Genomic DNA, 15,818 nt, shown 5'->3' with positions numbered 1-15,818 from the left:
AAGGCCAAGGAAGGGAGCGAACATGCAGCTTTCGACGCATCGGAGTGCGATGTGCCTGGGCATACTAATTTTAACGGGAGCGGTCCCGGTGTCATGGGGATGGGGGGCCGAAGTGCATCGCAATGTCGTAGTCGTTGCTCTGGAGCGACTGCCGGAGAATCTGCCGGCGTGGCTACGATCGTCCGAAACGAGTACGCGCGTGGCCTTTCACTCGAATCAGCCGGACCGCTGGCGCGGCTGGCGGAGCGATGTTCTTCGGCATGTCAACGATCCCGAGCACTACATCAACGTCGAGCGGCTGGTGCCCTATGGGCTCACGCTGGAGACCTTGCCACCCTTGCGACGGGAGTATGTGCGTGCTTTGGTGATCGCGAAGCATGAGCATACGGACGCGCGCGAACCTTATGACCCCGCCACCGACCCGGCGCGCGCTCGAGAGTGGCCGGGATTCTTGCCGCACGCTCTGGCCGAGCACTATGCGAAGCTGCAGGCCGCGCTGCACCAGGTGCAGATTCTGGAGCGTATCGGGAATGCGACGCGTGTGGAGCAACTGGCAGAGGCACGAGCGATCGCGGTGTACCACCTCGGGATGCTGGCGCACTTTGTCGCGGATGCGGCGCAGCCCCTGCACACCACACACCACTTCAACGGCTGGGTAGGTGCGAATCCGGCCGGTTACACCTGGCGCGAGAATCTGCATCAATACATCGACGTGGGTGTAGTTCGCCGACACCAGATCGACGGGGTGAAATTGCGTGCGGCTGTACGGGAGCTGCGCCGCATCGACGCCACCGATATCTGGGGTGAATTGCTGGCGCTGATCCACCGCGCTCACGCCGAGGTGGAACCGTTATATGTGCTCGAGCGTGACGGCGAACTGGACGGGCCCACGGGAGCCGAACTCATCACCGCGCGGCTGGTCGATGCGGCCGCCACGCTGGGGGGCCTGATCCAGGCGGCCTACGAGAGCAGCACGCCGACGGAGCAGGAGATCGAACGGTGGGTGTTTTACGACGATTTCGACGGGCACGGGGAGTCGGCACGCGCCACGACACAGCCGACACGCTCCGGGTCTTAAGCAGCGCACGCGTCAGACACGTGCCAAACTGTCGGCCGGGAGCCAGCCGGTGCGCCCGTCATTTAACTCGACCTGGATCCAGTCGCCACGTTCGTCGAGAATCCGCACTTCGACACCGGGTCCGAGCGGACGGTCCAGGGCAAGGTCGGCCCCCGCGCCGCGCCCATGTCGCAGCGGGGCGTCAGTCAGCACGACTGCTGCAGGGGTGGTGGTTTCGACCCGCTGCTCATACAGCAAGGAGGCGGCAAAGGTCAGCCCTAGCAGGACACACACACCGCCGCCGAATAGCAGGCCACGCACCGGCCAGCGCAACCACAGGAACAGCAGTAGCCAGCCAGGCAAGATGAAGCTGAGGCAGGCGGTGAAGCGCCAGGCGGCGGGGGTTTCATAGTGCAGAAACGCGAGTTGGCGCCAGACCTGCGACTCGACCGAGGATGGGATCTGCGGTTCGACCCGCGCCCGCACGAAGTGCAGGTTTTCGGTCATCCGTGCCTCACCGGGGGCCAACTGTGTCGCGCGCCGCAGGTGCAGCACGGCCCGGCCGGTGTCCCCGATCCGGTAGTACGTGTTGCCGAGGTTGAACTCGAGTGCAGCATTATCCACACCGGCCGCGCGGAGCGCGAGGAAACCGCCGAGGGCCTCCTGAAAGGCGGCCTGGGCAGCTACGGGTTGGCTGGCACGCAGGTCGCTGCCGCGTTCATAGGCGGCGACGGCCGCGCGCAGCACTTCCCGTTGACGGGCGGGGGACAGGGCGTCCGCGGCGTACGCGCCGGGCAGTGTGCCGACCAACAGCGCGCTGGCGAGCAGGAAGGTGCCGCGCCAGGGGCAGGTGCTTACCACCGCTGGCCCTCCGTCGCGACGAGTACGGCGAGTGCTTCGCGGCGCAGGGCCTCGGCGTCGAATGCGCTGCCGGCGAAGGCCGCCTGTTCGCAGGTGGCGAGCAGCACCTGCCAGCGTGTGAGCAATTCGGGGTGGGCGCCGCGCTGCTGCAGCACCTCGAGGGCTGACATCCCCGTGACTCGGCCGGGGGGCGCGCCGAGACGCTCCGCAAGGTAGTGGGCAAGCACCAGCGTGATGGTGTGGGCGACCGCGGTGGGCGGATCAGTTGGCAGCGTGACCAATCGGAGCCGCGCGGCGCGGTAGGCGCGCCGGCCGCGAAGCTTCTGCGACTCGCCGGTGGTGCGACGTTGCAGCCGAACGCCGACCCACGCCAGCGTGAAAAGAGCGGGTGGGGCAAGGGTTGCCAGGACAATGAGGGTCGGCGCCGGCCGAAACGCCCTGGCGAGCAGGCGGTGCTCGGCGGTTTCAATGTCGCGCAGGCCGTCGCGGCCGGCCAGCTCTGGTGTCGTAGCGCGGGTGAGCGGTGCGAGGTCAGGGAGCGCGACGGTCTCGACCGGTTCAACCGCGAGAGGAATCGGCTTGCTGCGCGCGACCACGAAGCGCCCCGCGAGCGGGTCGAAGTAGGGGTACTCGAGCGCGGGGATTTCGCGCGCGTCGGCCGCGAGGGGGCGCAGCGTGATCTGGTAGCGGCGGCGTCCGTTGACCACCTCTCCGGCCAGAGGTTCGGATGGCAGGCGAAAGAGGCGTGTGAGGGCGGAGTCGGCTTCGAGCAGCGGCGGGGGCAGCGTATCAAGTTCGCCGTCGCCGAAGATCTCGACAGTGAGGCGAATGGGGTCTCCGACCCGGACACTGGTCGGGTGGGCCCGGGTCTCAATGGAGTAGATGCCCACGGCCCCGCTGAAGTGTGGCGGGCGTTCGTCCATGGGAATGGGCAACACATCGATCGCGGGGGCCTCGGGCCGGGTGAGCAGGTTCCAGGTTCCGCGGTTGGTCGGATAGTCGACCCCGACGACAATGTTGTCGAAGAGCAGCGGGCCGGGTCGATCGGGCCGCAGGTCGGTGGCGAGCTCAAAGGCGTACCAGAGCTGATCGCCGGGGACGCCGGGGGGTGTGCCGGTTCGGCGTTCCTGGACCCGCGCCGGAAACGGGTCGAGCGCTCCGGCGCGGAGGCGCTCGCGGACAGCATCAATGCTGAGCACCTGGTTGCCCCAGCGCGGGGCCTTGATCCAGATGGTGAGCGTGGCGCGGACGCGCTGTCCGACGTAGATGCGTTGTTCCGCGAGCGTGATGGTCGCGCGCAGAACTTCGCCAAGGTCGTGCGGCAATACGATCAGGTGCAGGGGTGTCGTGGTGCGCAGTTCACCATCGACCTGCACGGTGAAGGGCGGGATTTCGAGCGTGCCGACGCGCTCGGGAACGAGCGTGTATTGGTAGGTACGCGCGACGCGGCGGGTGGTACGCCCGGTGATGCCATCGTACACCGTGCTGCTCTGCTCGGCGGGGCCGGCCGGCGGCAACAGAATGGCGCCGGAGAGGGTGGGGGCCGTGGGCTCCTCGGCGGTGCGGAAATTGCTGAGGGTAAGCACGAGCCGGACGGGCTGACCGAGGTAGGCACGCTCGGGTTCGAGGTAGATCTCGACCTCGGCGGCGGCAGCGGTTGCTGCGCCTGCCAGCAGCAGGCCGATGAGCAGGGACCGGCGGACCCCAGGGTGCGCACGACGAAGCCCGCACGGCCGCCGGGAACTGGCGCGGTGTGCCGGATCATGGATCAGGGTGTTGCAGAGACCACGCTGCGTCATCGACACGGGTCATTGCTCTCCACGAAACCTGGGGAACTGGCGGTCCGCCCACCGTTCTGCGTGGATTGTACGCGCTGTGGCCGGGTTGTGTTGTGGGGCGGTGCGTGTCAGCGTGCGGTTGGGCGTATGATAAAGGGTCGCATGGGAGACCGGCATGACCACGCACCCGACTTCCTCCGTCCCTTCGCTCGTCTCGCTACTGATCTGTGACCAGGTCATCGACGACAAGCTGAGTCACAAGAAAAGCGCTATCGGAATTTTCAATACGATCCTCGTGCCGAAGTTCCCGACGGCGATTCACCAGATGGCGATACTCGCGTCCCTGACGGAAATCAACGGACGGGCCGAACTGGAGCTGCGCCTGGTGCGCGATGCGGACAACGCGGTGCTTTTCAGCGGCAAGGGCGCGGTCGAGGCGCCGAATCCGCTCGCGGTGGTGGATCTGCTGTTCGCGATGCAGGGAATCAAGATCCCCGACGCGGGGCAATTTGCATTCGAGTTGCTGAGCCGCGAGGAGATCCTCGGGCGACGCCGATTCCATGTGCGTCTGCGGCCGGGGATACCGCCGGGGCCACCGGAGCAGGGTGAGGGTGCGGCGGGGGAATAGTGACGGGGTCAGCGCAGATCGACGACGCGACCCGCCAGTGCCCCACCTACACGGGGGCGGCCATCGAAGGGGTCGCGTGGGCGATTCTTCGTTGTCCTACTTGCGATACTGACGAGCCGTACGGAAGCGACTGCCGAGCGTGCGGCGAACCGGGCGCAGGCCGAGTTCGTCAAGCACTTCGCTGCGAACCCGGGCCTCGCGCAGTCGGGCCGGGGCGCCGGAAGGATCTTCCTGGGCCTTGGCCGCCGCGGCGGTCACCTGGGCCGCGGCAATCTCTTCGGCGGTGGGTTCGCGGGCAATGAGCCACGGCGGGTGGTACTGGGGCAGCTCCTTGTTGATCAGCTTTTCGACCTCGGTGAGCAGGCGACCCTCTTCGCGCGTCACGAAAGAAATCGCAATCCCGGTGCGACCCATGCGCCCGGTCCGGCCGACGCGGTGGACGTAGATGGAGGGGTCTTCGGGCAGGTCATAATTGACGATGTGGGAGATGTTCGTGACGTCGATGCCGCGCGAAGCGAGATCGGTGGCGACGAGCACCTGGGTCTGCTGCTTGCGGAAGGCACGCATGACGCGCTCGCGACGTTCCTGAACGAGATCCCCGTGGATTTCGCGGCAATCGATGCCCTCGCGTTTGAGGTTCTGGGCAACCCGGCGGGCCTTGTGCTTCGTATTGGTGAAGACGATTGCGAGCGTGGGGGCCTCGTGCTTGATGAGCCCCACCAGCGTGGCGAACTTGTCCTCGGGGTGGACCGAGACGAAGCTCTGCGCGATTCCCTCGACGGTGATCATGTCACGCGAGACGTTGACCGTCTCGGGATCCGTCATGAACGTGCGGGCGAGCTTCTGGATCTCATCATCGATCGTGGCGGAGACGAAAATGGTTTGATGCGGGTGCTCGATGACGCGCAAGATCCGGCGAATATCGTCGCGGAACCCGATATCCAGCATCCGGTCGACCTCGTCGAGCACGGCAACCCGGATGACGTTGAGTTTCAGCTCGTTGCGGCGCATCAGGTCGAGGACCCGGCCGGGCGTGCCGATCGCGATCTCGGGGCGCTGGTGGAGGGCCTGAATCTGCTCGCGCAGGCCGCGGCCACCGAGGATGACCACCGTCTTCACCTCGCGCCCGGCAAGGGCGCGCACGTGCTCATCGACCTGTACGCACAGTTCGCGTGTGGGGACCAGGATGAGGGCCTGGAGTCCGGCACCGGGTTCAATGCGCTGCAGGATCGGCAGCGTGAACGCGGCGGTCTTGCCGGTGCCGGTACGGGCTTGCCCCATGCAATCGCGTCCGGTGACCGCAACGGGGATCAAGGCGCGCTGAATGTCACTGGGGAAGGCGAAGCCGACCTTGCGGATGTTGGCGAGGATGTCCTCCCGCAGGCCGAGTTCTTCCCACCGAGTCTGCTCGGCGGCAGGCACCGCGGCAACCGGCAGCGGCGGTGTCGCTGAAGGTGATTCGGATGGTGGCGGCGCGGCTGGGCGGGGCGACTTGGCCGGGCGCTGTGGGGCGGAGGCTCCCGAGGTTGCCGCGGACTTGGCTGGTGGGGCCGGCTTTGGCGCGGGCCGGGTCACGCGGGATTTGTCGGGTGTCTGCGGCGTGGCTACGGGCTTGGTGGGCGCCTGCGATGTGCGCCGGGGTTGCGCAGGTGCCGCTGCGGGTTTCCGCGCTGTGGGATTGGGCTGGACGGGTCGCTTCGCCGGGGGTGCCACCTCGGGCGCCTCGGTGGCATCACTCTCGGCGCGAATTTCAGCGAGTTCGGCCGCTTCAAGGAGGTCCGCCGAGACGTCATCGTCGCGATCGTGGCGGTTGGCGCGGGGCGGCGGAGGGCGCCGACCATCGAGTGCGCCGGCGGCACGCTGCTGGCCATCGGCACGCGAACCACTCCGTTTACGACCACGCCGGGCCGGAGGACTGGCCGTCCCAGACGCGGGGCGCGGTGTCACGGGAGCGTCGGCAGGTGTAACCGGTGCGGTGCGCGGTTTGCGGCGGCGTCGCGAGGTTTTCTTGGCGGTTGCGTCAGAGTCGGAACTGGCTGGAGTCCGCGGCATAATGCCCCTTAGAGCAAACGTGGTGTCCGGCACCGGCAGGTTCGACCAGTTGCCCGAAGCCGCGCCGTCATCGCGATCTGCGGATGAACGGGGGCGGGGCAAGTACGGGAACCTGGTGTCCTAGCGACCGCTGAAGGCCCGGCCTCGGGCGTCCGATAATGTAAGCAGCGGTCGGACGGTGCAAATCAACTTTCACAAGGAGTGTAGGCCGACCGCGGCTTCGCCACAAGCCGGTGACAAAATCGTCTGCTGGGTAAGCCGGACCGTCGAGTGTAAAACCGTGGCAGCGGAGCGCGTTGACTGCACCCCAGAGTTGGCGGTTGCGGCCCATGCATCCGGACGAGCCCGATCCGGGTATAACCATCGGCAGCCGGAGCGGTTGCGAGCGGTTTGACTGCCGCGCGCCAAGGCAGTTTGAGGTCATGGTCTGCCAAGTGCAGGCCGCAGCGGTGAGACGTGGAATGCCGACGTTCGCCTACAAAGCGCGCAATCTGACCGGCGAGTCTGTTCGCGGCACGCTGATGGCGGAGAGTTCCGCCGCGGCGGCGCGGGTGCTCGGTGAGAAGAACCTGCTGCCGATTGAGGTTCAGGAACAGAAGTCGGGCTCGCGCTCGCTGTTCACCGGGCGCACGGCGCGGGTGCCGATCTCGAAAATCGGCCCGATGTATGAGCAACTCGCGGACCTGCTGCGGGCGGGCGTGCCGATCCTGAGATCGCTCGAGGTGCTGACGCAGCAAGCGTCGTCGCCGGGTCTGGCGCAGGTGATGCGGGAAGTGCGCGATGACGTGTCATCGGGCGACAGCATGGCGGACTCGATGTTGAAGCACCCGCACGTCTTCCCGGAATTGCACGCATCGATGGTGCGGGCGGGCGAGCGGGGCGGATTTCTTGAGGATGTGTTGCAGCGGCTCTCGGATTTCGTGGCGCGGCAGGACACGCTGCGGAACAAGTTCATCGGGGCGCTGATTTACCCCTGCGTGCTGCTGGCGGGCACGCTGGGGGCCGTGATCTTCATCATGAGCTACGTGGTACCCAAGATCCGGTCGGTGCTGGAGGGGCAACCGGATCTGCCGATGCTGACCGTGGCGGTGTTTACGGCCAGCGACGTGGTGCAGCATCACTGGGGATGGCTGCTGGGCAGTATCACGATCGTGGTGATCGCGGTCGTGATGTTCATGCAGAGCGTCGCGGGGAAAGCGCTCTGGTCGCGGCTGCAGTTGAAGCTGCCCGGGCTGGGCAAGATCTACACGATGATCGCGATCTGCCGCTTCTGCCGTGTCTTCGGCACGATGCTGGCGAACGGCATTCCGATCCTGCAGTCGCTCAAGATTTCAAAGGACTCGACGGGCAACGAGGTGCTCACGGCGGCGATCGATGAAGCCGCGGAGAGCGTGCGGAATGGCGAGCCCCTGGCTCGGCCGCTGGCGACGAGCCGGGTGTTTCCACCGGTCATCGTCGATATGATCGCGGTCGCAGAGGAGAGCAATTCGCTCGACAAGGTCTTGGTGGAGATTGCGAATACGCAGGAGGAGCGGACCGGGCGCCAGATCGACTTCACGATGCGAATGCTCGAACCGCTGCTGCTGATGGTCATGGGTGTAATGATCGCGGTACTGGCGATCGCGTTACTGGTGCCGATCCTGCGGATGGCGACAACGGGGATCGGCTAGACAAGGCAGCGGACCGGACCCCGCGGGGCCCGGCCGACAGGCGGAGACTTGAGTGATGGTGGCAAAGGACATGCGGAAGAATCGGCGAGTACGGGCGTTCACACTGCTCGAGGTGCTGATCGTCATCGTGATCATCGGGCTGCTGGCGGCGTTCGTGGCGCCGAACTTCTTCAACACGGGTGACCGTGCGAAGGAAGACCTGGCCCGCGCGGCGGTGAACTCCGGGCTGGGGGGCTCGCTGAACATGTTCCGCGCGCATGTCGGTGTGTTTCCCCCGTCGGACCAGGGCGGCCTGCAGTTGCTGCTGCAGAAGCCGGATGACGAGGACATGGCGGCCAAGTGGAGCGGACCGTACCTGCAGCGGGCGTCGGACCTCAAGGATGCTTGGGGCCGGGACTACATCTACGAGTCACCGGGCCAGTACAACACCGAGGGCTTCGATCTCTCGAGTGCGGGCAAGGATGGCCAGCCGGGCACCCAGGACGACATCACGAACTGGGAGCGCACCTAGCGCGCCCCAGCCGTGGGCGTAGCCGGAATCGTGGGCGTCGTCCGCGTGCGGTGGCGGCCACGGGAGTCCGACACTGCTGCGGCAGGCCCTGGAACGACCGGAGTGTCACGATGCGCAGTGCGCAGCGACACGGCTTCACGCTCTTCGAGATCCTGCTGGTCATCGGACTGCTGGGCGTAATCATCCTGCTGGCCTGGCCGGACTTTACCGGTTCCGCGCGCGCCGAGCGGCTGATGGAAAGCGCGCGGCGCATGCAGGGCATGGTCACGATGTGCCGGGCCGAAGCGATGAACGCAGCCGTGCGGTACCGGCTGGAGTTCCGGCCGGACGGCACGGTGCGTGTGCTGCGGCAGGCGGACGCGATCCTGGCGCCGCATCTGTACCTGCGACCCCAGGTGGATTGGGCGAATTCGCCTCTGCTTCAGGACGTGTGGGTCGAGGCGGTGCAGCGTCTGTCCGAAGGGCCGCCGCCGCTGCGGATCATCGACGACAAGCTCGTGTTTCCGGACTCGGAAGTCGCGCCCGTGCCGGTGATGGAACTCGAAGAGGCGGTGTGGCTCGACTTCCGCCCGGATGGGACCAGCCGTTCGCTCCGGTGGGTGCTACGCGACGCCGCCGGGCGCGGTTTGCTGCTGACGCTGGACGGGCGCATCGGTCGGGTACAGATCGAGCCGTGGTCGGCGGTTACGCCGGAAGAAATCGTGCGGCCGGTGCCGCTGGCCGAGGAAGAAGAAGAGATTGAGTTTCGTCCGGAGGATTACCGATGAGGGCAAGCGCACGCGTGACGCGCGGCACGGTCAAACCGGGGCGGGGCACCGCGTTGAGGGTTGGCGCGAAAGCATCTGCTCGCGTCCCCATACCAGCGGGTGCGCCGCACGGGCGGCGAGGGGCGTTGCTGCTGGAGATCGTGATTGCGCTGGCGGTGCTGGTGGGGGCGCTGGGGTTGCTGGGGAGCCAGTTGGCGCGTGGGTTGGACGTGGCGTTCGAGAGCGAGGAGCGCCTGCGCTCCGAGCTGTTGATGGACCAAATGTTGGCGCTGGTGCAACTCGATCCTGAGATTCAGCAGCGGGTGCGGGAAGCCGAGCGCGTCGAGGACGAGTTTGGCGATGCCTACCCCGGGTACTTCTGGCGGGTGCAACGCACGCCGGTGGATGAACAGGACGCGGAGGGCATGCAGCTTGTGACGGTGGAGGTGCTGTGGGAGCGCGGCGCGACGCGCGCGGACTCCGCCTCGATCGGATCCGCGGAGGTGGTGCGGTGCGTGGGCTACCTCGTTGCGCCACCGGCCAGGATCGACCTCGTTTCAGAGGCGGGTCTCAGCGAGGAAATGGCGGACCAGTTGCGGCAGTTGATCCCGCTGCCGGACTTCGATCCGCGGGCCATCGACCTGCAGCAACTGATGGCGATGCTCGATCCGGAGATGTTGCAGCTCATCATGTCGCAGTTGCAACCGCTGCTGGCACAACTCGGGGCCGGGGGGCTGCCATCCGGGATGGGGGGACTGCCCGGAGGTCTCCCCGGCGGCGGAATGCCGGGGAACTTCGACGGCATGTCGGAGGATGAACTGGCGGACTTCATCCGGCGCGCGGTGGAAGAGGCCGAGGGTCAGGCGCCGGGGATGCTGCCCGAGGCACCCGGTGGGGGCATGGCACCGCCGGCCGTCCAGGGACAACCGGGCCAGCGCGGCAATCGCGGAGCCCCCGCGCCGGGCGGCGGTGCTGCGGCTGCGGGTGGGCAGCGCGGGCCGCAGCGACCGGGCCAGCAGCTCCCGCCTCAGCCCTCGCCACGTCCCCAGCGCGGCGGCAATCAGCCGATCGAGATCGGTGAGGGTTCGGGTCCGAACGGTGAGTACACGATCGAGGACCTGATGCGGCTGCGCGATGAGTACGAGCGGCAGCAGCGGGGTGGGTAGTGGTCGAGCGTGCCGCAGATCCGCGAGAGGTGGCGCGCGCCGCGCCGCCGTGTCCGGCCGTGCGGAGGCGCGCGGCCAGGCCGGCAACTGGTCGGCAGCGCATGGGGCGGGGACTGACGCTGCTCGAAGTGATCATCGCCATTGCGCTGATCGCGATGCTGGTAAGCGCGCTGCTGACGTTCTACTGGCAGACGCTGCAACTGCGGGATGCGAGTGAGAAGCTGCACGACCGAACCGCGATCGTACGGCAGGTGCTCGGGCAAATCTCAGGCGAGTTGCGGGCGGCGCTGCCGGCCGAGCGGGTGAATTTCCCGGTGACGCGGTTCATCGGTGAACGGAGGAAAATCACGTTCGTCACGGCCTGGCAGCGGGATGAAAGCGACGAAGCATTTCGCACTTTCCGGGAATCAGAGCGGTACGACCAGCCGCTGCCGCGCCAGGATCTGCGCGAAGTCACGTACGAACTGTGGATCGAAATCAACGAGCAGACGGAGGAAGGCGACCCGGTGGTAGGGGGGTTGTTGCGGACCGAGCGGCGGCTGCTGGACCCGACAGAGACGGAGGCGGATGTGCCGGAGGGCGAGGTGCTGCCGTACATCCAGCGGAACCTCTGGGCGCACGAGCTGGGATACCTCGAGTTCCGCTACTTCGATGGAGTGCAGTGGCATACGCAGTGGGAAGTCCAGGAAGGAAATCCGCTGCCGCACCTGATCCAGGTGACGGTGGGATTTGATGCGCTGAAGCGCTTTGAGCATGAAAATGAGGATTTGAACCAGTACACCCTGGAGGATTATCCGCTCGGACCGGATGTGCCGAACATCAACCGCTTCAGCCAGATTGTGCGGGTGGCCGGCGCGGACCCCATGTTCAGCGGGCGGTTGCAGAACCTGCGGAACTCGCTGGGGGAGGAGACGTTCACATTCGGCGGCACCGTGCCGGAGGGTGAGGAAGGGGGCGCGCCATGAAGAGCGCCGGTGCAGGCCGGTCCGGGGCTGGGCGGTGCGTACGTTCCGGTTCCATGACCGCCCCGTTTCGTCCGCAGCGTGCACTCGTGCTGCCGGTGGTGCTGGTCCTGATCGCCTTGCTCGCCCTGATCGTGGCGACGTACATGTTCATGGTGCGGGCGACGCTGTCCGGCGAGCAGGCGCAACAGAACGTGTACCAGGCGCGGCTGGCCGCCGAATCCGGCTTGCAGGAAGTGCTATTCCTGGTGCGGCGCGCACCGAACGACATGGCGGTCTGGTGGGACAACCCGACGCTGTTCCATCATCGGCTCGTGTGGGCGCCGACGTTCGACCGGGAGAATGACCCGGTACCGAAGCTCGGGTCGCGGCGGGAATTACTCGAGGCCGGGCGTCCACCCGAGGCCTGGCGGTACAGCGTGGTGGGTACGTATCCCGACGGGGTGCTGGAGGCGATCCGCTTCGGCATCACGCCGGAAGCGGGCAAGCTGAATCTGAACGCGGCCAGCGAGGCGGAGATCGAGCGACTACTGACGGACGTGCTGCAGGACCTCGCGCTCGACAATGTGTCCGACCTCATCGCGGCGCTGCTCGACTGGTTGGACGAGGACGATGAAACCCGGCCGGGCGGGGCGGAGGCGGACTACTATGCGAGTCTCGACCCCGGCTACCGGCCGAAAAACGGGAAACTCGATTCGCTGGAGGAATTGCTGCTGATCAAGGGGTGGAGTGCGGTTCCGCTGTACGGGGAGGACCTGAACCGCAATGGGTTGCTCGATCCGAATGAAGACGACGGAGCCGCATCCTTCCCGCGGTACGACAACGCCGACGGGGTGCTGCAGCGCGGGTTGTACCCGTACATCACGCTCTGGTCGCGGGAGCCGCGGCCGCCCGGGCAGGGTGGCGCGGGTGGCGGCGGACAAGGCGATCCGTACCTCTGGGGCAAGGTGAATGTGAATACGGCTCCGCTGCGCGTGCTGCAAGCGCTCGAGGGGATGCCGCCGGAGGCGGCGCAGCAGATTGTCGCGCGGCGCGCGGAACTGACTCCGGAGGAACTGTCCTCGCCGCAGTGGCTGCTCGGTTCGGGGATTCTCGATCCGGCGGCACTCGCGGTGCTGCAGGAGCGCCTGACGACGCGGGCGCTCCAGTTCCGAATCGAAATTCTCGGCTACGGGGACCATACTAAGCTGATGCGGCGCTATGAATGGATCGTGGAAATGCGGGGCTCGACGGCGCAGGTACTGTACCATCGGGACCTGACCAACCTCGGCCAGGCGTGGCCCATTGACGAAGAGAAGTACATCCCGCGGCGCGAGCAGTAGCGCCGGCCGCGGGCAGGAATGCTCGGCATGATGACGAAGATGCGCAAAGTACTCTGCCTCGACTGGGACAAGCGCTCGCTGCGCCTGGTCGTGGCGCGGGTCGGCCGCGGGCGGGTGACGCTCGAGGACGCCCATTCCAAGTGGTTCCCCAACCAGGTGGACGCCGACGATCCGCAGGTGCTCGGCGAGTTCATCCGGGCAGTGATGCGGCAGTTCAACCTGCACCACCGCACGGTCGTCGTGGATATTCCGCGCGAACGGTCGGTCATCAACCGGCTGACACTGCCGCCGACCCCGTCGCACGAGGTCGCGGCGGCCGTGCAGTTCCAGGCGCTGAAGGAACTGCCCTTCCCGCCGGAGACCGCCGCGATCGACTTCCTCGTACTGAAGCGGGACGAGCGCGGGTGGGTGACGGAAGTGCTGCTGGCCGCGGTGACGCACGAAACGCTGGACCGTGTGCGGGCGACGTGCGCGGCGGCCGGATTGACACCGGTTCGGATCGGGTTGCGGCCGTACGCGAATATGTTGAGCGTGCTGCGCGCCCGGAATGCGGCCGATCGCAACGTTCTGCTGGTGGATGTCGGCCCGGGGGCGACGGAGATCGACATCATCCGCGGTGAGGTGCTGGCGTTCGCGCGGTCGGCGAACGTGAATGTGCCGCCGCCGCCGGGTGACTGGGGTGCGCACGAGGACTCGCGCATCATCTCGATCGCGGACATTCGCGATTATGGTGCGACCGACGATGCGCTCAGCAACGCGGTCGACGAGTTGCTGAAGGAGGTCCTGCGGACACTCGCCGCGTACCGGGCGACGGAGCCGGAAGTTGCGCTCGACGAAGTGATCGTCGCCGGCGGCACCGGGGTGGAGCCGGAACTGGCCAGCCGGCTGGAAGAACGGCTGCATGTCCCGGTCCTGCTGTTCGACCCGACGCCGACGCTGGGCGGCGTGAAGGATGATACGGCCGGGAAGGCGAAGAAGCTGCGTTCGTTCTCCGCAACACTGGGGCTGGCGTGGGGGCTGAGCGAAGAGGGCCTGCTGGCGCTGGACTTTCTGAACCCGAAGAAACCGATCCCGGCCGGCGAGGCGCTGCGGAAACGCATGCGACTGATCGGGCTCGCGGCGGCCGCGTTGTTGATTGCGGTGGGCGGTCTGTACGCACGGAGTTACCTGGAGTTGCGGCAGCAGTTCAAGCAGGTGGATGCCCAACGGGAAGCGCTGGCGGCGGATGTGCGGGCGAAACTCGAGTTGAAGCACGCGGCGGATATCGCGGAGGACTGGGGGCGCGAAGCGGTCTGGGCAGACGAGTTGCTCAACGTCGTGCAGGTCATGCTGGAGCCGGGGGCACAGCCCGGCGAGCGCATGGTGGTGCAGACGATCGTGCTGGACAGCACGGCGCGGCGGCCCGGCATCAAACTGACGAATGTGCATGCGGTGGACTGGCAGGTGCCGCGGGAGTTCGAGAAGCGGCTGAACGAAGCGCGCAGCGAAGACAACGTCCGCTTGTACGAAGCGGCGCAGGGGGTCTGGTCGAGTCTGGGCGACGCGCGGAAGTTCTTTGGGCGCACAGACCTCAACGTGACGCTGCGGGCGCTGGAGGAATTCCGCGCCAAGGAGCCGCAACGGAACCAGTTGCGACGGCAGGAACTGCAACAGTTGCGGGTCCTTGGTCCGAACGGAGGACAGCGATGACCCAGCGCGAGCGCATTCTGGCGTTGTGCCTCGTGGGGGTGCTCGGCTTCCTGGGCGTGGCTGTCGTGGTGGACCGCGCGCTTATCAAGCCGATGCGCAACCTGCAATCGAATATCCAGGTGGCGGAAGAGCGCCGCGACGAATTGGACCGCGAACTGGCCCGGCTCGCAGCGCAGGAAAGGCGCTGGCGCGAGCTCACGCGGCGCACGTTCAGCGCGGACGAGCGCGAGGCGCAGCAGCGCTTCCGGGAAGAGCTGCAGGCGCTGCTCGAGAAACACGGCATGACCGACGTGCGTGTGACACCTCTGATGCGCAACGCGCGGCAGCGCGGTCTTGTCGAGATGCCCGTCATGGTGACGGCGCGTGGGCCGTTGAATTCGGTCGTGGGTTTCCTGTGCGACTTCTACCAGCGCGGTTATTTGGCGCGGATCGACCGGCTGACGCTCGGGGCCGATCCGGCCGTCATTTCCGAGTACAACGCGGCGGCCACGCGGGCGCGGACGACGAATACGCCGCGCGGCCGCGGGCGCACGGGCAGTGGCGCGAACGCCGCCGGTCCGGAACTGAGCATCAACATGACGGCGGTCACGGTCGTGCTGGAGCGGCAGAAGGGGCTCGACCACCCCGTGCTGCCGGCGGAGTTGGGCGAGACGAACGGCACGCGGCTGCTACGTCCGGTCGACGCGTACGACCTGATCGTCGATCGCAATCCATTCCGCCCGTACGAGCCGCCGCCGCCCACGCCGCTGGTGCGGGACCCCGAGCCGGGCCCGGTCGTGGTGGCGCCACCGCCGGAGCGCCATCCCGAGCCCGTTGTGGTGCCACCGCCGCCGCCGCCCGACGCGATTGTCTCGGGGATCGAGTCCTGGGAAGGGCAGCGCGTGGCGTATGTGCTCTTTGATCCGCGCACCGGAACGGCCCAACTGCGGCCGGTGTACGAGGGTGCGTCCCTGTTCGATGGGGGTGGCACGGTTATCCTGATTCACCGGGATGGGCTCGTGGCGCGGGTGGAGAAGGATGGGGAGGTACGGGACTACTTCTACGCCCGTGGCAGCAATTTCCGCGACCGGGAAGAATTGAGCGCGATCCAGCATCCTTCCGTCTGGGCGGCGTTACAGCGCCGTTCGTTGTAGTGGGGCCGGTGTCGTGGGGCAGGGTACACGCCCGGGCTCCTGCGGGTGGTGGGGTGCGAGGCGGCCCGCGCGCCGGCGGAGAACTCCAAGTTACGGACGTAACCTCTCGCCGGTGGCCGGTTTGCTGCTGAAGTCCGAGGGGTGAACTGGGCGAAATGGCTGTCACCCGGAGGGGGTTCGCGGGTATAAATAGCGGACGCTCCGGCGGCCCGGGGGCCGCTTTGTTCTGCGCGGAGCGCAATG

Annotated in this window: 13 protein-coding genes; 10 read left to right on the top strand and 3 right to left on the bottom strand. The window is 67.0% G+C overall.

All coding sequences use genetic code 11. The features are described 5' to 3' along the window. Window positions 1–88 precede the first annotated feature (88 nt). Window positions 89–1,078 carry a hypothetical protein gene (locus IPM18_03070; GenBank protein ID MBK9118572.1) on the top strand — a complete coding sequence of 330 codons (990 nt, stop codon included), beginning with the start codon at window positions 89–91 and terminating at the stop codon, window positions 1,076–1,078. Between the two features lie 12 nt (window positions 1,079–1,090). On the opposite strand, the gene IPM18_03065 is transcribed toward IPM18_03070, so the two are convergent. After that, window positions 1,091–1,918: an SH3 domain-containing protein gene (locus IPM18_03065; GenBank protein MBK9118571.1), complete on the bottom strand. Its 828-nt coding sequence runs from the start codon at window positions 1,916–1,918 to the stop codon at window positions 1,091–1,093. Then, window positions 1,912–3,723: a BatD family protein gene (locus IPM18_03060; protein MBK9118570.1), complete on the bottom strand. Its 1,812-nt coding sequence runs from the start codon at window positions 3,721–3,723 to the stop codon at window positions 1,912–1,914. Before IPM18_03060 ends, IPM18_03065 begins: the two co-directional genes overlap by 7 nt. Before the next feature lie 148 nt (window positions 3,724–3,871). On the opposite strand from IPM18_03060, the gene IPM18_03055 reads away from it, so the two are divergent. Continuing rightward, the gene (locus IPM18_03055) at window positions 3,872–4,324 is read left to right on the top strand and encodes a hypothetical protein (GenBank protein ID MBK9118569.1); all 453 of its coding nucleotides are present in this window, start codon (window positions 3,872–3,874) and stop codon (window positions 4,322–4,324) included. Window positions 4,325–4,420: 96 nt separating this feature from the next. Here IPM18_03055 and IPM18_03050 read toward each other — a convergent pair whose 3' ends face one another. Beyond that, entirely contained in the window at window positions 4,421–5,746 is a 1,326-nt protein-coding gene (locus IPM18_03050; GenBank protein ID MBK9118568.1) for a DEAD/DEAH box helicase, read from the bottom strand. Between the two features lie 1,091 nt (window positions 5,747–6,837). On the opposite strand from IPM18_03050, the gene IPM18_03045 reads away from it, so the two are divergent. The 8 genes from IPM18_03045 to IPM18_03010 all read left to right on the top strand — a co-directional run bounded on the left by IPM18_03045 (window position 6,838) and on the right by IPM18_03010 (window position 15,575). Further along, complete coding sequence (locus IPM18_03045) at window positions 6,838–8,046, top strand: type II secretion system F family protein (GenBank protein MBK9118567.1); 1,209 nt, start codon at window positions 6,838–6,840, stop codon at window positions 8,044–8,046. Between the two features lie 70 nt (window positions 8,047–8,116). Then, window positions 8,117–8,557 (top strand): type II secretion system major pseudopilin GspG, encoded by a 441-nt coding sequence (gene gspG, locus IPM18_03040; GenBank protein ID MBK9118566.1) that lies wholly within the window; start codon window positions 8,117–8,119, stop codon window positions 8,555–8,557. A gap of 110 nt (window positions 8,558–8,667) precedes the next feature. Beyond that, window positions 8,668–9,324 (top strand): prepilin-type N-terminal cleavage/methylation domain-containing protein, encoded by a 657-nt coding sequence (locus IPM18_03035; GenBank protein MBK9118565.1) that lies wholly within the window; start codon window positions 8,668–8,670, stop codon window positions 9,322–9,324. Between the two features lie 125 nt (window positions 9,325–9,449). Next, on the top strand, window positions 9,450–10,469 hold the full coding sequence (locus IPM18_03030; protein MBK9118564.1) for a hypothetical protein: 1,020 nt from the start codon (window positions 9,450–9,452) through the stop codon (window positions 10,467–10,469). A 101-nt stretch (window positions 10,470–10,570) separates the two neighbouring features. Further along, window positions 10,571–11,434, top strand: coding sequence for a prepilin-type N-terminal cleavage/methylation domain-containing protein (locus tag IPM18_03025; GenBank protein MBK9118563.1), 864 nt, complete (start codon window positions 10,571–10,573; stop codon window positions 11,432–11,434). A 53-nt stretch (window positions 11,435–11,487) separates the two neighbouring features. Then, window positions 11,488–12,753 carry a general secretion pathway protein GspK gene (locus IPM18_03020; GenBank protein MBK9118562.1) on the top strand — a complete coding sequence of 422 codons (1,266 nt, stop codon included), beginning with the start codon at window positions 11,488–11,490 and terminating at the stop codon, window positions 12,751–12,753. A 27-nt stretch (window positions 12,754–12,780) separates the two neighbouring features. Then, complete coding sequence (gene pilM, locus IPM18_03015) at window positions 12,781–14,442, top strand: pilus assembly protein PilM (GenBank protein ID MBK9118561.1); 1,662 nt, start codon at window positions 12,781–12,783, stop codon at window positions 14,440–14,442. Continuing rightward, window positions 14,439–15,575 (top strand): hypothetical protein, encoded by a 1,137-nt coding sequence (locus IPM18_03010; GenBank protein ID MBK9118560.1) that lies wholly within the window; start codon window positions 14,439–14,441, stop codon window positions 15,573–15,575. Before pilM ends, IPM18_03010 begins: the two co-directional genes overlap by 4 nt. Window positions 15,576–15,818 lie beyond the last annotated feature (243 nt).

It is taken from the genome of Phycisphaerales bacterium (genome assembly GCA_016716475.1).
GTDB lineage: Bacteria > Planctomycetota > Phycisphaerae > UBA1845 > Fen-1342 > JADJWG01.
The sequence above is the reverse complement of the archived record's forward strand: the minus strand, read 5'-3'. Positions and strand labels throughout refer to the sequence as shown.